The sequence below is a fragment of the Desulfofustis glycolicus DSM 9705 genome, assembly GCF_900130015.1.
GTDB lineage: Bacteria > Desulfobacterota > Desulfobulbia > Desulfobulbales > Desulfocapsaceae > Desulfofustis > Desulfofustis glycolicus.
Map to the genome: position 1 here is coordinate 1 of NZ_FQXS01000009.1, position 20,848 is coordinate 20,848.

At 48.5% G+C, this 20,848-nt stretch carries 20 protein-coding genes and 1 pseudogene; 17 read left to right on the forward strand and 4 right to left on the reverse strand.

The window, feature by feature from the left end; translation table 11 throughout:
• From BUC26_RS23860 to BUC26_RS08955, 17 genes and pseudogenes are all read left to right on the forward strand, one after another.
• Nucleotides 1-244, forward strand: a 244-nt coding sequence (locus BUC26_RS23860; RefSeq protein WP_208609752.1) for a hypothetical protein, incomplete at its 5' end; no start/stop codon positions are given.
• Nucleotides 245-322: 78 nt separating this feature from the next.
• Nucleotides 323-1,000, forward strand: a pseudogene (locus BUC26_RS08880) (IS1634 family transposase); the annotation flags it as partial.
• 388 nt (nt 1,001-1,388) lie between these two features.
• Nucleotides 1,389-2,408 (forward strand): glycosyltransferase, encoded by a 1,020-nt coding sequence (locus tag BUC26_RS08885; RefSeq protein WP_073375313.1) that lies wholly within the window; start codon nt 1,389-1,391, stop codon nt 2,406-2,408.
• 439 nt (nt 2,409-2,847) lie between these two features.
• On the forward strand, nt 2,848-3,072 hold the full coding sequence (locus tag BUC26_RS08890) for a hypothetical protein (RefSeq protein ID WP_073375315.1): 225 nt from the start codon (nt 2,848-2,850) through the stop codon (nt 3,070-3,072).
• Nucleotides 3,073-3,286: 214 nt separating this feature from the next.
• The gene (locus BUC26_RS08895) at nt 3,287-4,507 is read left to right on the forward strand and encodes a glycosyltransferase family 4 protein (protein ID WP_084540564.1); all 1,221 of its coding nucleotides are present in this window, start codon (nt 3,287-3,289) and stop codon (nt 4,505-4,507) included.
• Nucleotides 4,444-5,469, forward strand: a complete 1,026-nt coding sequence (locus BUC26_RS08900) for a sulfotransferase family protein (protein ID WP_084540565.1) — start codon at nt 4,444-4,446, stop codon at nt 5,467-5,469. Before BUC26_RS08895 ends, BUC26_RS08900 begins: the two co-directional genes overlap by 64 nt.
• Nucleotides 5,409-6,467, forward strand: a complete 1,059-nt coding sequence (locus tag BUC26_RS08905) for a hypothetical protein (RefSeq protein ID WP_143165965.1) — start codon at nt 5,409-5,411, stop codon at nt 6,465-6,467. The genes BUC26_RS08900 and BUC26_RS08905 overlap by 61 nt, the downstream gene beginning before the upstream one ends.
• Nucleotides 6,468-6,475: 8 nt before the next feature.
• Entirely contained in the window at nt 6,476-8,380 is a 1,905-nt protein-coding gene (locus tag BUC26_RS08910) for an alginate lyase family protein (RefSeq protein ID WP_084540566.1), read from the forward strand.
• Nucleotides 8,381-8,420: 40 nt separating this feature from the next.
• The gene (locus BUC26_RS08915) at nt 8,421-9,641 is read left to right on the forward strand and encodes a glycosyltransferase family 4 protein (RefSeq protein WP_073375322.1); all 1,221 of its coding nucleotides are present in this window, start codon (nt 8,421-8,423) and stop codon (nt 9,639-9,641) included.
• 13 nt (nt 9,642-9,654) lie between these two features.
• Nucleotides 9,655-10,824, forward strand: a complete 1,170-nt coding sequence (gene wecB / locus BUC26_RS08920; RefSeq protein ID WP_073375324.1) for a non-hydrolyzing UDP-N-acetylglucosamine 2-epimerase — start codon at nt 9,655-9,657, stop codon at nt 10,822-10,824.
• A 71-nt stretch (nt 10,825-10,895) separates the two neighbouring features.
• Nucleotides 10,896-11,498: a sugar transferase gene (locus BUC26_RS08925; protein WP_073375326.1), complete on the forward strand. Its 603-nt coding sequence runs from the start codon at nt 10,896-10,898 to the stop codon at nt 11,496-11,498.
• 90 nt (nt 11,499-11,588) lie between these two features.
• Nucleotides 11,589-11,822 (forward strand): acyl carrier protein, encoded by a 234-nt coding sequence (locus BUC26_RS08930; RefSeq protein ID WP_073375327.1) that lies wholly within the window; start codon nt 11,589-11,591, stop codon nt 11,820-11,822.
• A gap of 36 nt (nt 11,823-11,858) precedes the next feature.
• Nucleotides 11,859-12,923, forward strand: a complete 1,065-nt coding sequence (locus BUC26_RS08935; RefSeq protein WP_073375329.1) for a 3-oxoacyl-ACP synthase III family protein — start codon at nt 11,859-11,861, stop codon at nt 12,921-12,923.
• 9 nt (nt 12,924-12,932) lie between these two features.
• Complete coding sequence (locus BUC26_RS08940; protein WP_073375330.1) at nt 12,933-13,691, forward strand: SDR family NAD(P)-dependent oxidoreductase; 759 nt, start codon at nt 12,933-12,935, stop codon at nt 13,689-13,691.
• Nucleotides 13,692-13,698: 7 nt separating this feature from the next.
• On the forward strand, nt 13,699-14,337 hold the full coding sequence (locus tag BUC26_RS08945) for an acetyltransferase (RefSeq protein ID WP_073375583.1): 639 nt from the start codon (nt 13,699-13,701) through the stop codon (nt 14,335-14,337).
• Between the two features lie 27 nt (nt 14,338-14,364).
• Nucleotides 14,365-15,390 carry a ketoacyl-ACP synthase III gene (locus BUC26_RS08950; RefSeq protein ID WP_073375332.1) on the forward strand — a complete coding sequence of 342 codons (1,026 nt, stop codon included), beginning with the start codon at nt 14,365-14,367 and terminating at the stop codon, nt 15,388-15,390.
• A 129-nt stretch (nt 15,391-15,519) separates the two neighbouring features.
• A complete protein-coding gene (locus BUC26_RS08955) occupies nt 15,520-16,695 on the forward strand; it encodes a DegT/DnrJ/EryC1/StrS family aminotransferase (protein WP_073375334.1) in 1,176 nt (391 codons plus the stop codon).
• Nucleotides 16,696-16,879: 184 nt separating this feature from the next.
• Here BUC26_RS08955 and BUC26_RS08960 read toward each other — a convergent pair whose 3' ends face one another.
• The 4 genes from BUC26_RS08960 to BUC26_RS08975 all read right to left on the reverse strand — a co-directional run bounded on the left by BUC26_RS08960 (nt 16,880) and on the right by BUC26_RS08975 (nt 20,768).
• A complete protein-coding gene (locus tag BUC26_RS08960) occupies nt 16,880-17,518 on the reverse strand; it encodes a hypothetical protein (protein WP_073375336.1) in 639 nt (212 codons plus the stop codon).
• Nucleotides 17,519-17,618: 100 nt separating this feature from the next.
• Nucleotides 17,619-19,298, reverse strand: coding sequence for an FG-GAP-like repeat-containing protein (locus BUC26_RS08965; protein ID WP_161949829.1), 1,680 nt, complete (start codon nt 19,296-19,298; stop codon nt 17,619-17,621).
• A 118-nt stretch (nt 19,299-19,416) separates the two neighbouring features.
• Nucleotides 19,417-19,818, reverse strand: a complete 402-nt coding sequence (locus tag BUC26_RS08970; RefSeq protein ID WP_073375340.1) for a hypothetical protein — start codon at nt 19,816-19,818, stop codon at nt 19,417-19,419.
• Nucleotides 19,819-20,300: 482 nt separating this feature from the next.
• On the reverse strand, nt 20,301-20,768 hold the full coding sequence (locus BUC26_RS08975) for a cohesin domain-containing protein (RefSeq protein WP_143165966.1): 468 nt from the start codon (nt 20,766-20,768) through the stop codon (nt 20,301-20,303).
• Between the last annotated feature and the right edge of the window lie 80 nt (nt 20,769-20,848).

The following is a 20,848-nucleotide window of genomic DNA, read 5'->3' on the forward strand; positions in this document are numbered from 1 at the left end:
CTTCAACAAAGCCGTGCCACCACAACTTGCCGCCGCAACAGGGACAGGCTGCAGGTTTATGCCAGGGATAGGCCGTGCCGAGACGGGCAATTTCCTTGACGGATACGGCGACAAACAGTACCAGTTGCTAAACTCCTTTCAGGAAGGCTTGTTCCTGACTGGAGGGGGGACAGGGCCTTGGCCAAGGCCCTGTCCCCTACCCATGCTGGTGAGAAAGAAAGATTATTTCAGTGGATCAAAATAATCTGCATTGTCATGGAGCACTGATAAACGATTCTGACAAAAACCGCTGCTTTTCATTCAGATATTGTGGGGAACAACATATAGTCTGCCGATCGGCTGGTCGTATACGGAAGAACGCCCCTACAAGGGCGACACAATCCGTGAGAATCGCCGGTTGTACCTGCATCTCTATTACTCGCCTGATCGTGCGCTGGAAGATGAAAAAGCGTTCAATAGCCGACTGGCCGATCTCCAGGAAGAACTGATGAGCAATCAGTGTCACCCGGAGCATGAGAAACTCTATGACCGTTACTTCCAGGTGAAGCAGACGCCGGTACGGGGGATAACCGTCACTGCCAAAGAAGAGGAACTGGCCAAAGCCAAGAGAAATTACGGTTACTTCGCACTTCTGAGTAACGATATTAAGGATCCGATACAGGCGCTGGAAACTTATCGCCGCAAGGATCTGGTGGAAAAAGCATTCGACAATCTCAAAGAGCGGTTGAATGTGCGCCGTCTTGCCGTCTCGTCGGAGCAAAGCCTCGACGGGAAACTCTTCGTGCAGTTTGTTGCATTGATCTATCTCTCGTACATCACCGCGAAGATGCAGGAGGAACAGTTGTTCAAAAATTATACGCTCCAGGAAGTGCTCGACGAGTTCGATGTCATAGAATGCTTTGCCGTCCCTGGCAAACAGCTTCAGGTCGGCGAGATAACAAAGCGACAGGCGGAACTGTATCAGAAGTTTGCGGTGCGGCCTCCCGCCTCGTTACAATGATCCGGGAATTTAGGGTAAATCTGTTCTCTCCATCTACCAGGACTTCCATGCAAAAATATTTTCAAAAAACTTAACTTCAATTCTGGCGTTCTCTATATCTGATGAAATTGAACAACCGCGACAAGGATATAAGCACGCTTATAAAATCAATTTTGCTCAGGCGCTTTCGAAAACCAAACAGTCGCTGGTGCTTCTGTTTTTAAGAAGTTATCGGCACACAGTACGGCTCATCGAAGGTCTCCTGAACGTTTTTGCTGCAACACTTGAAGCAGTGAGACCCGGCAGGAAAAATCCTCGTAATCTCAAGGTATCAATGAGGAAATTTTTCCCAAATTATAAACCAATCTGTTAAGTCAAATACATTGACTCTAAACCTCAGACAAGAGTGATGAAAGAAAAATTTAGACAAGCACATATCATTATCTTAAATTGGAACGGCACTGAAGATACAATAGAATGTCTAAAATCAATAAAAAATAATAGATATGAAAATTACACAATAATCCTTGTCGATAATGGATCTGAAGAAAATTTGCTAATTGAATTAAAAGAGTGGTGTAGGGCAAATTTTAAAAGAATAAATTTTTATAATAAAAATCAAGCTGAACAAGGGGGGACCAGTGAAAATGAAGAATTATTGAAGCGTGAAAAATCGAGTGATCGATTAGTATTCATTGAAAACAATGAAAATTTAGGTTTTGCTGCAGGAAATAACGTGGCTTTACGTTATATTTTAAGTAGAACTAAAAATAGTTTAGCTTTATTATTGAATAATGATACAGTCGTTGAGCGTGATTTTCTTGGTCATTTAGTAAAGTTTATTAACAGTAATTATAGATATGTGGCATGCACTCCTCAAATTCGTTTGTATGCAAAGAAAGATAAGTTATGGAATTGTGGTGGGTGTATTAAATGGTATGGCAATAGAAAGTATTACTACTCAAATTGTCATATTGATGAAATACCTCAAAATGGTTTTAACGACATAACATTTGTTACGGGTTGTGCATTAATGTTTAAACCTCAAGAAACGGGTTTGTTGACAGAACGGTTTTTCTTTGGCGAAGAAGATTTTGAATTTTCTTTGAGATTGAAAAGAAAAAATAAAAAAATTGCCTGTGTGTATGATTCTGTAATTTATCACAAAGTTGGAAGCAGTATATCTACTGTTTCGAATAATTTAAACAAAAAAGTTCTCTATTATACTATGAGATTAATGGATCTAAGGACATACAGCAATCGATTGCTGTATATTTTATATATTATTATATATTTATCGTATACGTTTATGATAAATATAAAAACACCAAAAAAACATTTTAAGATATGGCGTAAAGTTTTGAAATATTTAAAAGAATATGATTCTGTTGATCGGAAACTATTTGATTCAATTACAATGGAGTCTTGAAAAATCAAATCTGACGAGCCGAATTGTTCTTCGATGGAATTTTCAAGCTTCCAGATTCGATTTTTCAAGATTCTCTCAAATGAATGGCTCCTCCTCATTTCGTGTGGATTTGATATCATAAGATCAAATCCACACGAAATAGCGAGGAGAAACGTATGAACGGTAACGATAGTGCGCCAGGCGCAGCTTGACGCTTCTTATAGGGTGCCTTGCCAGTATCAAGGTGAGAAGTCCCCATCGGGCAAAGCTTAACCAGCAGCCCGTACCGAGTGTTGCGCGGTTGGCGGAGTCGGTTACAGATGAATCGACGAACAAAGATCGTGAAGTGTACACAGGGAACACTGCAGGCCGCAGGGGAGACGTACCTCCCTCAAGCGATTCAGCCTCGTAAGAGTAACAGAGCAGCTGACGACGGTTTTATCGTTGTCAGCGGGTGACCATGGTCGGCGATCGGGGAATGATCAAAAGCGTCCAGATCGAGGAGCTGAAAGAAGCCGGTTTTTGCTACATCACGGCAATCACCCAGCCGCAGATTCGGGCCCAGCTGAAAAGCGGTGCTTTTCAGCTGGGCCTGTTCGGTAGCGAACTGTGTGAGGTTGGACTTACTGGAGTGCGCTATATCCTGCGGTGTAACCCGATCCGAGCCGCTGAGGTGGCAGCGTAACGTGCCCGGAAAATTTCTGCTGTCCAGGCGTTGGCCGCTGAACAAAACCGCCATCTGGCCGAGCCCCGCGAGCTGATTTCTCCAGAGCCACCCAGAGGGTATGGGATAAAAAGAGTAAACTGCAGGTGGGCGACTTTCTGAAAGCCACCTGCACGAATCGCACGATCACCTGGGCGTCAATTTCGACTGACCTATACTTGGAACATCTGTAGTAATGAGTGGATCACAGCTGAAAATTTTGATACTCGGCCCCCTTCCTCCGGAGGCTAATGGACACAATTTTGGTGGTGTGGCTAGGCATGTTTGGGGGCTGAGTTGCGCCTTACATGCGAAAGGGCATGCGGTGAATGTGTTGCCCATGGGCCGGTATTTTTTTCCCAGCCATCAGGTTCGATCGGGTTTTTTTTGTTACCGGGGCATGATTTGGCCCGGTGATATACCAATCGCAGCGGCTATTGTCGGACATTTTTTGAAGGGCGGATGTAACGGATTTGAAGCTAAAGATTTTTTGCATGCACTAAATGCATCCTTTCGGGTGGCCGTGGTTGCCGACATGCTACCTAAATACGATATTATACATGTACATGGTGTTTACAATGGAGCTCTGCAGGCCCTGTCCGCTATAAATGTGCACCCACCCATTATTACTACAATTCATAGTTATCATGATGTATTTTTCCGGAAAAGGGGTCAGAAGAAGAGAGTTAGAATAATAAATAAAAGGCTTAAATGGACAGACGGGATTATCCACGTTTCTAAGGCAGACCGCGCCAAGGGAGGGGGGCTTGGCGTGAGTTTGCCCGACCGGGAATTTGTTGTGCCTAATGGGCTTCCTGAGCCCGAGCGCCCTTATACCCCCTGGTCCGGCCGTAACGGTTTTTGTTTTGTTGGAAGTCTGCAGGCGCGCAAAAGAATCGAACTAGTTTTAAAGGCCCGAAGAAATTGTGGGTCTCCAGGCCCATTGCTGCGGGTAGCCGGTTCTGGTGCCCATGAATATATGGTCAAAAAAGCAAAAGAATCAGGGGAGCCGGTGCAGTGGAAAGGATTCGTGCAAAATGTTCAGGCCCGGGAGATTATGCGGCAATCCTGTGTGCTGGTCGGGCCAAGCCTCAGTGAAAGCTTTGGGCTCATTTACATAGAGGCCCTCATGGAAGGAGCCGCGGTAATCGGATATGAACCCATTATACGTGAATTTCATGAGTATCTGAAGTTCGATGAAGATGAAAAACGGCTTTTAGTTCCTTTTTCGGCAACCTGCGAAGATTCTAAAGAGCTCGCATCGTTTATGATGGATACTTTTCTTTGGAGATGCAGTGAAGAAGGAGAGGAGACCATGAAAAGATTAAGAAAACGGGTTATTGCGGAGTTTGGATGGCATGGTGTGGCCGACAAAGTCATTTCAGTTTACCAAAAGACAATATCCTGCATCAAATGACCCCCAAGACCGTGTTTATTGTCGGCGTGGGACGATCCGGCACTTCGCTTATGCAAAGCATGATTGCAGCCCATCCACGGGTATCATACCTTCCGGAAACCGCGTTTATTCGGCGGATGGTTTTTTCGAGTTGTCTCCAGTCAATTTTGAAGAAGCACGGAGAAAAAGTGGTTTCGAAAACCTTGGCGCAGAACAACTATTTTGTCAGGACCGGGCTTGACGCCTCAAAAGTGGTTGCTAGGGCGTCTGCTCGGGGCGGACTGCTGGATGTTGCCGTGTACCGGGAGATGCTGACTTTGTATACAGCCAAGAATAAGACATGGGTGGGGGACAAAGATCCCCGGGCTGTTGAGTTCCTGCCCCTCTTAGCCGCAGTTTTGCCGGATGTCCATTTGATTCAAGTATATCGCGATCCAAGGGATGTGCTGGCCTCCAAAAAAAAAGCAGCCTGGTCCAGAAAGAGCCATGTCTGGAAACATATTTTTGCCAACCGGGTGCAGATTGCGATTGGATCCAGGCTTGGGCCGGAATTGTTCGGCAAGAAATATCATGAAATTTGCTACGAGGAACTTTTGGCCGAACCTGAGAAAGTGCTTTCCAGATTGTGCCGGAATCTGGCCCTTGAATACGACCATAGCATGCTTTCTTTTGGGGATGCCGCAAGAAAACTGGTTACTGACCAGGAGATGAGTTGGAAGAAGGAAACTTTGGGTCCGCTTTTGACGGAAAACAGGGAGAAATGGAAAACCGACCTTCGCCTCAGGGAAGTGGTGCTTTCCGAGCTATGCTGCGGAGAGGCTATGGCCAAGGGGGGGTATGCAAGGGATCAGCGGAATCACCGGCTCAGCTTGAAAGACAGGCTTTGGGTTCTGTTCGGATGGCTGGTGATCGTAATGGGTACATGGCCATACATGAAGTACCGGCATTTCAGGGTCAGGCGGGTATGCAGACGGATAGAATGATTTATGGGCGGGTGATTTACGTGACCCGGGAAAGGGTACTGGCAGCTCGGGGAAACAGGCTTATTGAGAGCCTGGATGGTGGTGTTGAATGGAAGCAGATTGGCTCTCTACCGGTCGGTTTCATTGAAAAGTCACTCATGTTTTTTAGGCTTTCATCTCGGTTGCTGCGAAAAGGGGTGCATCATTTCGCGGTTGGCGAGTCATGCGCGCTGGTTTCTGCCAACCGGGATGTTTATTCCTTAGAAAGCGGGCAGAAAAGGTTGCTTGAGCCGGTGCACGGGTCCCGGCCCCTCACACTGTGTGCGGTAAATGGAGCTTTTTATTACGGGGAATACCGTTCTAACCCCGAACGTTCAACTGTGCATGTTTGGAAATTAGAAGAAGGTGAAGATAAGTGGCAGCCTGTCTGGCGTTTTGAGGGAATTCGCCATGTACACGGGGTGTTTCATGATTCTTATGAAAATTCGATATGGGTTACTACCGGTGATCTTGACCATGAAGCCGGAATTTGGCGCACGGATGATGATTTTAACACGCTGGAGAAAATTGCCGGCGACTCCCAGCAGTTCCGAGTAGTGCAACTTCTTTTCACTAAAGATCATGTCTATTTTGGTTCGGACGTGCCGGATGATAAAAACTACATCTTTCGCATGGACAGGAACGGAAATGCAGTTGAAAAACTCATGGCGGTCGGCAGTTCGGTCTTTTACGGGTACAGGGTTGGAAACTCATTATTTTTTTCAACTGCTGTTGAACCGAGCAGGGTTAATACTACCCGCTATGCCGAGGTGTGGGGCTCTGCGAACGGTACTGACTGGAAATTGATAAGAAAGTTTAAAAAAGATATCTGGCCAATGAAATATTTTCAGTACGGTCAGGTCCTGTTTCCGGCCGGGCCGGGCGATGGGGAGAACTTGTGGTTTACCCCTTTTGCTTCAGCGCATGATCAAAAATCTTTTAGAATCCCTCTCTCAACTTTTGCTACACATCATTTGTAATCTTAGTGATGTATTTTTTTGAAAAATTATTGTGGTACACGGAGGTCGTTCACCGTTTAGGGCTATGCAACGTAGTTTATGTTGCTTGGTACCGCTTCAATTTGAAAGTAGGAATCCGACAGTGGTTTTTCCAACAACGGTGTTTTGAACAAGACGGGGATTGTTTCCGCTCCTTGCAAGAGCCGCTTGATCTCCCAGATGATTGGCAATGTGCCCTGCTAGCGGATGCAGGTAAGATTGCCGACGGAAACCTTCGCTACTATGGTAGGCACTGGCGCTTTGTCGGCAGGCCACCGAACTGGTTTTGGAGTCCCTTCAGTAAAGCCTGTCACCCATGTCCTAATGACCACTGGACTGCTTTGAAAGATTTTGACGTTAATGTTGGAGACATCAAAAATATCTGGGAGGCTTCTCGGTTTGAATGGGCTCCTGTCCTGGCCCGTGCGTTAGCCGTATCCGGCGATAAACGGTGTCTCAGGGTTTTAAACGAATGGCTGCGGGACTGGGCGGAGATGAACCCGGTCAATGCTGGGCCGAACTGGAAATGCGGCCAGGAAGCCTCGATTCGGGTGTTCAACGTGATGCTGGCGGCTATGGTTTTACGTCAGTGGCAGGAGCCAAGTGCCCCCTTGGTGGAATTCATCTTTCGCCATCTTCAACGAATCCATGGCAACATCCGCTATGCTATCGCCCAGGACAACAACCATGGCACCAGCGAGGCAGCGGCCTTGTTCATCGGCGGGAGTTGGCTTGCCCGGGTCTCAGATGACCAGAAAGTGGCCTGGAAAAGCGCCTTTTATGCCCGTAGCGGGAGAAAATGGCTGGAAAACCGAATAGCGAAACTGGTTGAGGTTGATGGGAGTTTCTCGCAGCATTCGGTGACCTATCATCGGGTGCTGCTTGATACGCTGATTTTTGCTGAACAGTGGCGAAGGATTCTTGATGCCGCCCCCTTTTTAGACCGCTTCTATGAGCGTGCAAACGCTGCCTTGGACTGGTTGGCAGCGCTGATCGATCCTGCTAGTGGTGGTGCGCCGAACCTGGGGGCCAATGACGGGGCTATGCTCTTGCACATGCATAGCTGTGATTACCGGGATTTCCGCCCAACATTGCAGACCGCGAGTGTCTTGTTCCGCGAACGGAAAATGTTTGGCGCCGGCCCCTGGGATGAACCCCTGTTCTGGCTTGGCATCGATGCGGGGTCGGTAGAGCGGGTCGGGGTGCAAAAAAAGAACAACGTGTTGCCTGGCGGCTATGTGACCATGGCCGGACATAATTCATGGGCCTTGCTCCGGTTTCCCATGTACCGGTTCCGGCCGTCGCACAATGACGTGTTTCATTTCGACCTGTGGTACCAGGGCGAAAATATCTGCCGGGATGCAGGGAGTTATTCCTATAATCCGGATCGGCCCTCAGATGGCCTGTACTTCAAATCTGCCCAGGCCCATAATACCGTTTGCTTTGATGGCCAGGAGCAAATGCCCCGGCTGAGCAGGTTTCTGCTGGCCAAATGGCTGCAGGCCGATCACGTAAGCGGGATAGAAGCGTTTGAGGGCGGGTGGCTTCGCTGGAGCGGCGCCTACAGAGACTTTCGAGGCAACCGGCACCGGCGGATAGTCCTCTGGCGGGACGATGAGTGGGTGGTGGAAGATGAACTTGCAGGGTCTTTTCAGAGTGTGGAAATCCGGTTCCGGTTCGCTCCACAGGAATTTCGGCTTGAAGGGGGAAAATTGATGGCCCCGTGGGGAGTTGTGGAGGTGAGCGGCGCCGATTGCCGAGTGGATTTGGAGGAAGGGATGGAGTCCCTGTATTACTGGGAAAAAAATCCTGTCCAGGTGCTCGTTATCCGTGTCGGTGGTTCGCAGCAAAGAATTACAACTCGTATTTCCTTGCAGGGATGTGGCGCTGAGTAGTCATAAAACCGACCGAAATCATGAATAGTCATTGAAAGCAATGCATATTTTATACTTTCACCAATATTTCAATACACCATCTGTAGCCGGTGGGACGCGGTCTTATGAAATGGCCCGAAAACTCATTGAACGCGGGCATCGGGTAACCATGGTGTGTGCGCGCAGTGGGAAGGGCGAACTTCCGCTACCCGGTGCACCTGGTGACGCGGTGCGGAAAGGGGTGGTTGATGGGATTGAGGTGATCCAATTCAACCTGCACTACAGCAACTACATGAGCCTCCCTCGGCGTGCCCGGGTATTTCTGCAGTATGCCTTCAACAGCGTGAAAATTGCCTTGCGTACGGATTGTGACCTGGTGTTTGCCACATCCACCCCGCTGACTGCCGGTATCCCGGGAATTTGTGCCAGATGGTTGAGGAATAGGCCTTTTGTATTTGAGGTCAGGGATTTATGGCCGGAGTTGCCTCGCGCCATGGGCGTAGTAAAAAGTCCATTGGTCCTTGCAGGAATGTCACTGCTGGAGTGGATGAGTTACCGGTCGGCAACCGCGTGTGTCGCCCTGGCTCCGGGTATCAAAGAGGGTATCGCGAAGCGTAGTCCAAAAGGGCGTCAGATTGCCATGATCCCCAATGGCTGCGATCTGGAAATTTTTCAACCGGGACGGCGGCAAGACCTGAATCTCCCGGGGATAAATCCGGATGACTGTGTGGCAGTCTTCACTGGTGCTCACGGCATTGCCAATGGATTGGACGCGGTCTTGGATGCCGGTCGTGTGCTGCTGGAAAGGGGTCGGCGTGATATCGTGCTGGCTTTCATTGGTGACGGCAAACTAAAACCGCAGTTAATCGAAAGGGCTCGCGCCGAAGGTTTGGTCAACTGCCGCTTTTTTGAGCCGATGCCCAAGAACCAGCTCAATCAAGTGGTTAACTGCTGTGATGTGGGCATGATGATTTTGGATGATGTACCCGCATTTTATTACGGCACTTCACCAAACAAGTTTTTCGACTATATCTCTTCCGGGCTGCCGGTGATCAATAACTACCCTGGTTGGTTGGCGGGAATGATCCAGCAGCACAAATGTGGTTTGGATATACCACCGCGCGATCCCGAGGCGTTTGCTGATGGCTTGTGCAGACTGGCAGACGATCCGGAACTGCGCCGAGAGTATGGCGAAAACGCACGCCGACTGGCCGAACTGGAGTTTTCCCGTGAGAAACTGGCGAACGAGTTTGTTGATTTCCTGGAACGGCAGAGACCCTGAACGAGGATGTGAATTGACAACGCTAAAGATTGTTTCCGTGGTGGGCGCACGACCCAATTTCATGAAAATCGCACCGTTCATCAGGGCGGTAGAAGACTGGAACAAGAATGATGGTGTACGTATCGACCATCGTCTCGTCCACACCGGGCAACATTATGATGACAATATGTCCCGTGCGTTTTTCGAGGCGTTGGTGATCCCGGAGGCCGATATCAACCTTGGCATTGGATCAGGGACCCACGCGGAGCAGGTGGGCCAGACGATGATTGCCTTCGAAAAGGTGGTTCGACAGTTCCAACCGGACTGGATTGTGGTGGTGGGAGACGTTAACGCAACCTGTGCCTGTTCCATCACTGCGAAAAAGGAGCGTGTGCGGTTGGCCCACATCGAGGCCGGTTTACGGTCCGGCGACATGGACATGCCCGAGGAGATCAACCGGCTGGTCACGGATCGCCTTTCTGATCTACTCTTCACCCCGGACCGACTCTCCAATGACAATCTTCGGCGTGAAGGAGTGTCTGAGGAGAGGATAAAGTTCGTCGGTAATATCATGATCGATACATTGGAGGTTCAACGGGAAAAAGCGAAAATCCTGAGCGTAGCAGAAATTGTCAGCGGTAACCTGAAGGAGGGCCAGGATAGCAAGATGAATGTCTTGAGGGGCGAGAAATATTCACTTCTCACGCTCCATCGGCCCTCCAATGTCGATGATCCTCAGACATTTGGTGAGATTGTGGACTTATTGACGAACGAACTGGCACGTGATATGCCACTGCTGTGGACTATCCATCCTCGCACCGAAAAGCAGCTCAAGACCTTTGGACTATGGATTAAAGTGGTATCCGTTGACAATGTTCTAGCGTTAAACCCTCTGGGGTACCACGAGCTGCTTCGTTTGAACATGGGAGCTACGGTGGTTCTTACCGATAGTGGTGGATTGCAGGAAGAGTGCTGTGTACTGGGCACACCCTGTCTGACTCTACGCCGGAATACTGAGCGTCCGGTCACCTTGCAAGAGCATGGTGGTGCAAGCATTTTGGTGGGCAACGACAGGGACCAAATTAGACGAGCTTATTACAAGATCTTGCAGGGAGGTCGTACCCCATCGCGTCCGGAATTGTGGGATGGAAGAACTGCACCTCGAATTGTTGAAGCTCTTGTCCAAAAATCAAGTCTCGGATGAACAGAAGTATTGTTCGGTATTGAGAAAAGACTCTGGTGTCAATGGCCTGCTGGTAATAACATGATCTCACAATGATTAAACGAGTTTTTGACGTTCTGGTTTCTACGACAGCGTTGGTTGTTTTGTCGCCTGTATTAGTATTTATGGCGGTGTTGATCCGGTGCAGGATGGGAACGCCAGTATCGTTTCGTCAGGTGCGACCAGGGCTTTTCGGCAGGCCTTTTAAGATGATCAAATTTCGCACCATGTGTGATACAAAGGACCGCGTCGGCAGGCCACTTCCGGACAGTGAACGGCTTACCGGGCTGGGCCGATACTTACGCACCACCAGCCTCGATGAACTGCCGGAGTTGTGGAACGTGTTGAAAGGTGATATGAGTCTGGTCGGGCCGCGGCCGTTGTTGATGGAGTACTTGCCTTTGTATACTCCTGAGCAGGCGCGGCGGCATGAGGTGCGGCCGGGGATTACCGGGTGGGCACAGGTCAACGGGCGCAACGCGCTTTCCTGGGAAGAGAAGTTTGCGTTGGACGTCTGGTATGTCGAAAATCAGTCATTGTGGCTGGATATGAAAATAATTACTCTGACCCTGTGGAAGGTCGTGCGGCGCGACGGTATCAGTGCAGCGGGGGAGGTAACCATGCCGCGTTTTACTGGTTCGTCTGACGTGGATTAGTTACTGTAATTAAAGTTTTTCTGGCTCAGGGTGTTGGAGATTTTCAGCATTTCCTGCTCGCAATTAATATGAACTAATGTGGAGATTAGTATGAAAAAGGTGGAATTTTTGGCGGCATTTGAAGAAGTGTTGGAAGCTGATCCGGATACCATCACCGAAAGTCAAAAATTGGCTGATTTGGATGGATGGGATTCTCTAACGATTATGGCATTCATTGCCATGGTCGATGAAAAATTCGGGATGAATATTCCCCCGCCGGAAATTGTGAACGCAAAAACTGTTGGCGACCTGGTTGTTTTGCTGGGAGATAGTATTTCAGGGTGAACATTCCTCACGGTTTAAAAAAGAAGCAGGTTCCATATGAACATCAGCAGAGTCAGTCTCAAAGGTATTGCCAGTGCTGTTCCTGAGCAAATACAAACGGTAGGGGAAGATGATAACAAATTTCCTGATTCGAATGTAATAAAAATCATCGAAAATACTGGTATCCGCAAAAGGCATATTGCTCAAACAGGTCAATGTACATCCGATCTTTGTTTTGCAGCATCGGAGAGTCTGCTTGCAGCAACTGGGATTGACAGAGCGACGATTGACACGCTCATCTTTGTTTCTCAAACGCCAGACTATGTGTTGCCGGCTACCAGTTGTTGTCTGCATAGCCGGATGGGGCTGAAGAAGAGTTGTGCGGCTTTTGATGTCAATCTGGGTTGTTCCGGGTATGTTTATGGGCTTTGGCTTGCCTCAAATCTGATCTCCTGCGGTAGTTCATATCGTGTTTTGCTTCTGGCTGGTGATGTTATGAGCAGTCTAACCTCTTCCAGAGACAGGTCTGTTTCCTTTCTTTTCGGTGACGCGGGCACCGCCACTCTTTTAGAACGTGACGAAAATGCACCGTCCATGTCGTTTGTTTTGGGTACTGATGGGAGCGGACAACAAAACCTCATCGTACCTGCGGGAGGTTTCCGCTATCCTCATTCAGATAAAACAGGTTTGCAGGTTGAAAGAGAGGGGGGCAATTACAGGAGTGACGAAGATCTTTATATGAATGGTCCGGAAATTTTCAGTTTTACGCTGAAAGAAGTCCCGACCATGGTGAAATCGCTGTGTGACAATTTTGATGGTGTTGATGCCGTAGTTATGCATCAGGCCAACAAATTTATACTAGAGTATCTGGCGAAACGATTAAAAATTCCGGAAGAAAAATCTATCTTGGCACTTGAAAACTATGGGAATACAAGCTCAGCGTCAATCCCGCTGGCCTTGACTGTTGCTCTTGCTCAAAGGCTAAAAACACAGTCTCTACAACTCCTTCTGGCGGGTTTTGGAGTTGGTTATTCCTGGGGCGCAGTAAGGTTGCATTGCGGTCCTCTGAGCATCCCTGACGTGGTGCTGCTCTCTAAAATTGATTCTGCCAACGATTCGTAGGAAATTGGAATGATCAACCCAATGGAATTAGAGAATCATACCATCATGGTGACCGGTGCTTCTTCAGGCATCGGGAGAGATGTCTCGATATTGCTCAGTCTCTTGGGAGCAAAACTTGTTCTCGTTGGAAGAAACCAGGAAGAGTTGAAAAAGACTCAGGAATTGCTTGATGGTCCATTGCACCATCACTTCTCTTTCGACTTATCGGAAAGCGAAACGATAGCGCCTTGGATGAAAAACGTTGCCGATGAAACTGGGCCATTCGATGGTTTGGTTCATTGCGCGGGTATCCAAATTACCAAGCCGCTACGATCTCTGACTTCCTCGGATATAGAAAAGGTAATGCAAGTCAATGTGAATGCCGCCTTCGGTTTGTTGAAAGGTTTTCGGCAAAGAAGTGTTTGTGCAAAACCTGGTAGTATCGTTCTGATCGCATCGGTAATGGGACTGGTAGGGCAAGCCGGGGTAACTGCTTATTCGGCTAGCAAAGGAGCTCTCATAGCCTTGGCAAAGTCCTCTGCACTCGAGTTGGCAAGAGAAAATATAAGGATTAATTGTGTTGCTCCTGCGCATGTCAGTACGGAAATGGCTGAGCAACTTATGCTGCAACTGACGGAAGACCAGGTTCAAGCTATTAAGGACATGCATCCTCTCGGTGTTGGCACTCCACGGGATGTCGCCAATGCCATAGCATTCTTGCTTGCCGACACAGGAAAATGGATAACTGGAACAACGTTGGTGGTTGATGGTGGATACACTGCACATTGAGAACAAGATGAAACGCTTGCTTATTATTGGTGCGGGTGGGTTTGGCCGCGAAGTTCTCAATTACGCCTTGGATATTCCCTTACAAGATCGGGATTGGAAAGTGGGGGGATTCCTTGATTCCAATTTGGGAGTTTTGTCTGGATATGATTGTGCGAAGTCGGTTTTGGCTGACCCAATGCACTATCAACCGAAGGATGATGATTGTTTTATTTGTGCGATTGGTAATCCGGACAGGAAAATTCAAATATGCGATAGCTTGGTTAATAAAGGGGGGAATTTTATTACTCTCATTCATCCATCCGCCGTTATTGGCCGGAGGTGTTCTATTGGTCAAGGATGTATAATCTGTCCCGGAGCCATCATCACCACAGATGTTAAGATAGGTGATTTTGTCAGTGTTAACGTACATGCTTCCATAGGGCACGATACAATTGTCGGAAAAGGATGCACACTCAGTGGGCATGTCGACATTACAGGATTTGCCGTTGTGGAAGAAGGGGTTTTCTTGGGCAGTCACGCTGTAGTTTTACCTAAGGCAAAGGTCGGTGCTTATGCAATCATCGGAGCTGGTAGCGTAGTTTTGAAAAGAGTTAAGTCCGGGGCAACTGTCATGGGCGTTCCGGCCAAACAAGTATCTGGATTTTAAGAATAATCTCCCGAACGCAAAAGTGTAATGGCAGCTTTCATTAAAGCGATAGAGTATGAATTACCTAATGGGCAGCTGACGAATCAAGAGTTAGCATATGAATTCCCAGAGTGGTCTGTTGAAAAGATAGAACAAAAAACAGGTATTCGTATTAGACGAGTCTCAGCGGAAAATGAGTGCGCATCTGATTTGGGTGTGCGAGCTGTAGAGAAACTTTTTAGCAGTGGAGTATGCGACCGAGAACAAATTGACTATCTCTTGCTATGCACTCAAAGTCCGGATTTTTTGCTCCCTTCCACTTCTTGCATAATGCAGGACCGTTTGCGGCTGCGAAAAACCTGTGGGGCTCTTGATTTTAATTTGGGATGTTCAGGATATGTCTATGGTCTTGGACTTGCCAAAGGTCTGGTTGAAACGGGTCAAGCTGAAAATGTGCTGCTCATAACTGCCGAGACATATAGCAAACACATACATCAAGGTGATAAAAGTGTACGCACTTTATTTGGAGATGCTGCTGCGGCAACGCTGATACAGAGCAACAGTAGCGGAGAGTCAAAAACATACATAGGTCCTTTTGTTTATGGTACTGATGGCAGCGGAAGCAGTAATCTAATTATTCCTGCTGGGGGGATGAGATTGCCATGTTCCGTAGAAACATCTATAACGATTGAAGATGCTAACGGAAACACTCGCTCTCTGGACAATTTGTATATGAACGGGTCGGAAATATTTACGTTCACTCTTAATGCGGTCCCTAAAGCGATAAACAAGCTGCTGCTGGCTGCCAATCGAAATTTGGGTGAAATTGATCTCTTTGTATTTCATCAAGCAAACAAATTTATGCTCGATTACCTCCGGAAGAAAATTAGAATTGACAACGAGAAATTCTACGTATCGTTTAAAAATTATGGAAACACTGTTTCCTCAACTATTCCGTTAGCTTTGAAGGATGCTTACCTAGACAATAAATTACATAAGGACGACTTGGTAATGATAGTAGGGTTTGGTGTTGGCTATTCATGGGCAGCAACATTGGTTCGTTGGGTTGTATAAAATCAGTCAATTGCCTAATTTTATTTTTTCTAGGTGATTTTGTCTGATCGTTGCTCGCAACTATTTATTCTTCCATTGAATCGTGATAAGTGATCCGGGCCGGACAGGTCACTGAACAGGAGTGAAATTTTGCTGAATATCCCGTTTCCTCCATGGCCATCTTTTACTGCCGAAGAAGCGAATTCTGTTGTTTCAATCCTGTTGTCAAACTGTGTTAATTACTGGACCGGCGACGAAGGGAAGATGTTCGAGAAAGAATATGCCGTCTGGGGTGGTGTTGCTTACGCCATAGCTTTGGCAAACGGCACGGTGGCTCTCGAAGCGGCTTTGGCGGCGATCGGTATAGGCAAAGGTGATGAGGTGGTGGTAACTCCGCGCAGCTTTCTAGCGTCCGTGTCGTGTGTGATCAATGCTGGCGGCGTTCCGATTTTTGCAGATGTTGACCGAGATTCTCAGAATATCACCGCGGCAACCATCAGGAAAGTGTTGTCGCCCAAGACTAGGGCAGTTGTCTGCGTGCATCTCGCAGGCTGGCCGTGTGACATGGATTCGATAATGGATCTGGCAGCGAAGCATAACTTGGCAGTGATCGAAGATTGTGCCCAGGCCCATGGGGCGCGGTACAAGGGGCGATCGGTCGGTTCCTTCAGCCAGGTTGGTGCCTGGTCATTCTGCCAGGATAAGATCATGACCACCGGCGGCGAGGGGGGGATGGTCACCACCAATGACCGGGAGCTGTGGTCAAAGATGTGGTCGTTGAAGGATCACGGGAAGAGTTGGGATGCGGTCCATGAGCGGCAGCATCCGCCCGGTTTTCGCTGGTTGCATGAGAGTTTTGGAACTAATTGGCGGATGACCGAGATGCAAGCGGCCATTGGCCGAATCCAACTGGGACGTATGGAGGAATGGCACCAAATTCGATTGACCAACGCTGAAGCAATCTGGAGCGGTTGCCGGGAGATACCTGGCCTGCGTGTTCCGGTCGTGCCCGAGCATATCGAGCACGCCGCGTACAAGTGCTATGTCTTTTCTGAGCCACAATCGCTGAAGAGCGGTTGGTCGCGAGACAGGGTGATGGAGGAGATAGTTGCCCGGGGTGTACCGTGTTTTTCCGGCTCCTGTTCCGAGGTATATCTTGAAAAGGCCTTCGACAATACCGGCTGGCGACCAAAGCAGTGGCTCCCGGTGGCCCGGGAATTAGGAGAGACGAGCCTGATGTTTCTCGTGCATCCGGGAATTGGCGAAGAGGAGGTCGGGCGGACGGTCGAGGCGGTGAAGGCGGTTATGGCAGTGGCGGTCCGATAAAGAGAAAAAGGGGACAGATTTGCTTTTTGGAAAAAAAAATAAATCTGTCCCCTTTTTCTTATTGTTGCAACGGCGCCTGCTGCAGGCGTGAGGGGAATCCTAGCGGCTCGTTACAACGAACCGGTAATTTAGTTGACCAGATCGGGTTAATGTGACGACTGCAAAAGATAAATTAGCTTTCCGATTAATCCATCCCAGGCGCAGTTCCTGTGAATTCTGAAACTTCCATCTCAACATGGGCGACGTTGGGGTCTATGGTGCCAGGTGGCTCCAGCTGAGTGCTGTTATCTACGAACATTTCTAATTCACCTTCATCAATATATGCAGTGTTATTCGAAGTAATGGCAGCTTGTCCGGGCGGTGTTTCTTCTAAATCATTCGAATTGTCTAGGTTAACTTCTCCCATCGCTACAGGTTGGTTAGAAGATAGCGGTGCCAATGTCTTGGCGATTTCAGTTTGAGGAAAGACTGATTGTTGCACTAATTTCACTTGGGAGCTTTCAGGTTTTATATAAACTACTTTGATTTTTCCAGATTCGTCGTATTCAAAGACTTTATTGTAGTTTTTGAGCAGGCGATCAATTGCTTTGTTAATATCTACCCTTTGTAAGTCGATAAAAATAGCGTCCTCATTGATTGCTTTATCGATGACAAATTTGATTCCCGTGCGAGCATGTATTTGTGCAAGAAGCGAAGGAATTTTTGCACCGTTTGCCTGCAAACTGATGTTTCCATTAGAATAGTCTTCTTGTATGATGCTGTCATCGGCGATGCTAACTTGAACATGGAATATGATAAAAAATGCAATTAATAGTAGTTTCATTTTTTGTTCTCTTTAGAAAAAACCCAAAGTATACCCATTGGCTGCAAATGAATATACTTTGGGTTTCTGAAAAAGGGCTCTCTTTGCTCTTATTATCGATTTACTGGATGTCCCAGGCTAAATCAACTGCACCAAGAGATCCGCTGCCTTCAATTCTCGTGGCACCGTCCATCAGGTAGATATATAATCCTCCTGTGGTAATATTACGCCACAGGATGTCATCTTTACCATCGCCGTTGAAGTCTCCAGTTTTTCTGATGACCCAGTCCAGGTTACTTTCAGTAAAGGGGTAAGCGATTGTTTTGGTGGTGCCGTTCATGAACCATATGGCCCCCCGGCCAAGAGTCGAGTGTCGCCAAAGGATATCATCTCTGCCGTCACCGTTGAAGTCCCCGGTGGCCTGGATGTCCCAGGCTAAGTCAACTGCACCAAGAGATCCGCTGCCTTCAACTCTCGTGGCACCGTCCATCAGGTAGATATATAATCCTCCTGTGGCAATATTGCGCCAGAGGATGTCATCGTTGCCATCGCCGTTGAAGTCTCCAGTTTCCTTGATGACCCAGTTCAGGTTACTTTCAGTGAAGGGGTAAGCGATTGTTTTGGTGGTGCCGTTCATGAACCAAATGGCACCTCGGCCAAGAGTCGAGTGTCGCCAAAGGATATCATCTCTGCCGTCACCGTTGAAGTCCCCGGTGGCCTGGATGTCCCAGGCTAAGTCAACTGCACCAAGAGATCCGCTGCCTTCAACTCTCGTGGCACCGTCCATCAGGTAGATATATAATCCTCCTGTGGCAATATTGCGCCAGAGGATGTCATCGTTGCCATCGCCGTTGAAGTCTCCAGTTTCCTTGATGACCCAGTTCAGGTTACTTTCAGTAAAGGGGTAAGCGATAGTTTTGGTGGTGCCGTTCATGAACCATATGGCACCTCGGCCGAGAGTCGAGTGTCGCCAGAGGATATCATCTCTGCCGTCACCGTTGAAGTCCCGGTTAACCGCCGCCTGTTTGTCAGATAATTTGTTATACCCATCGTTTCCTGAAGCATTCCTGACGTTGGGGTCAGTCTCGTTCTCATATTCAACAAGGTCCGAATAGCCGTCTCCATCGGTATCCGTCGCTACAGTGGCTGTGTTAGTATTGCCAAAATACTCGATTTCCCAATTGTCATCAATTCCATCGCCATCTGTATCAACAAACGAGGTACCTTCTTCTACGGAAATGCTTCCGGCAGTAGCCGGTGCTGATAAGGTTCGCTCTGGGTAGGCGGTGCCATCAATGCCGATGAGGTACGGAATGGGGGTGAGTTCCTCGTAGCCTGCTTCGGAGTTTTGGACTTGAGTTTGTTGAATTTGAACGGGGAGTGAGGTGCCTGTCGGGGCCGTTTCGTCAATGACGAAGTCGAGTTCGAAAATGGTTTGGTGGCCGAGTGGGCCGTTGTCTACTCTGGCGGCGGCAAATTTTGATCCGGCCGGGCAGATCACCAAGGCGCTGTCGTAGATTGTGCCATCGATTTCGATGGACGTGGGGGTGATGTTTTGGGTGGAGAAGAGCGGGAAAAACTCGCTGCGCACTTCGACGAGGTCAAGGTTGGCGGCGTCGTAGTTGAGGGTGAAGGTGGTTCCGGCGACGCCGTTGTCGTTGTCGTCGAGAATGATGTTAACAGTTACCCTCTGTCCCGGGGTGCCGGTGGCGTTGGTGACCGAAAGGGTTTCGGCCTGGGCGGTAAGGGTGCCAAGCACGAGGCTGATCAGGGCAATGGTCAGGATGATATGTTTGTTCATCTGGTTGTTCCTATCGTTTATCTTCTGCCGGTTCATCAATGGTGGCGGTCTTGATTGAACTCGTTGTTTTTGTTGTGCTCCGTTTTGGGGAGCGGCGTGGTGGTACAGCTGGGTGGTGTTAGCAGAAGAGCGGCGGTGGGGTGTCCGGGATGGGGAGATAGGAGATGGTGACAAACTGGTACGGATCGGGTGACAATTTTTGTATGGAGAGGTCGGATCCTACGGTTATGGTGGATGGGAGCAGGCAGGGCAGGCGGACGGGGATGACGATTTGTTGTGTGTCCGCATCCTGGGGCGCGCTATCGGTTGTGAAGAGTGTGGCGAGTGTTGCCAGACCGGCGGCGGTTTGCAAGGCGGTGATGGTGTCGGTAAATGCAGTCTGAAATGACGAGTCGGCCGATTGATTTGTTTGCTGGAGATGTTGAATCGTGCTGATTGCTGATTGTAAGTCTTTGGTATCGTTTTGATATGTCAGTTGAAGCGGAATGACGGAAAGCGCGAACAGCAGCAGCGTGATCATGCTGAATGTATGTCGTGTTCGGCTTTTCATCGGAGCTATTTGCGTTTTTGTTTTGCCGTTGCTGTTATGGGTTAGCCGGTTGTTACGGTTTTGTAACTACGGCACCGCCTACCTTAGAGCAAGAGGCGTGCCACTTTGGAAAGATGAATGAATTCGTATCATTGTTTTTGTTAGGGGCAGGGTGATCTGGGGCTTGGTTGAGGCTATGGGGGTGTTTGGAAACATCGTTTACGTTTTTGTTAAATGTGGCTTCTGGTGGTGGACGTGACGCTTGTTCTGGTTGTTTGTTAAGTGATCTAATTTATTGTGTTGTTGTGAATATGCTTTGGGCTTTTCTGTGTGCAGAAAGGTTACGGTGATATTGTTTACAGTGTGCGGTTTTGGGGGGTGTTAAGCGGCGGATTCGGATGGGGGCGAATTATTTTTGTGGAGCAGGTGGCAGGGGGGAGGAATCTGTGAGGCGTGTCGCGACTTGGCTACAATTAAAACAGGTACTCGGGGGTGTCGGCGCTGATCTCTTGGAGGTTTTCGTTCATTAATTGAGTTTGAATAACGGATACTTTCTTCTGTGATTTTGAGTCGTTGTCTATTTTTTTGAAGTACAGGTGGAGCAGTTCGACATTGGTGCCGGAGATGCCGGTGGCACTGGCCATGACGATAATCACCGTACCGGGGATTTTATCGTTAACCACGTGCATGAACGAAGAAACAGGGGGTGCTTTTTCGGCCTTGACGAAGGAGAGGTTGGTGCTGTCGTAAGAAAGCGTCACTTTCATGCCGGCCAGTTTTTCGGCTCTATCGATGACCAGGGAGAACTGTCCTGGGTCTTTCTCCTCTGTTGGCACAAAGCGTAAGCGGGCGCTGAGTTCCGCCTGACTGGGGTGGGTGCAGGCAAGGGTGAGCAGGAGGCCGATGAGAGAAAAGAGAAGAGTGTGTCTTGGGTTTGGCACAATGATTCTCGCTGGTGGCTGGAGTATTGGCTACCGTTTCCTGCGGTACTGATTTTCGAGTGGGAACGATATAGTAGAGC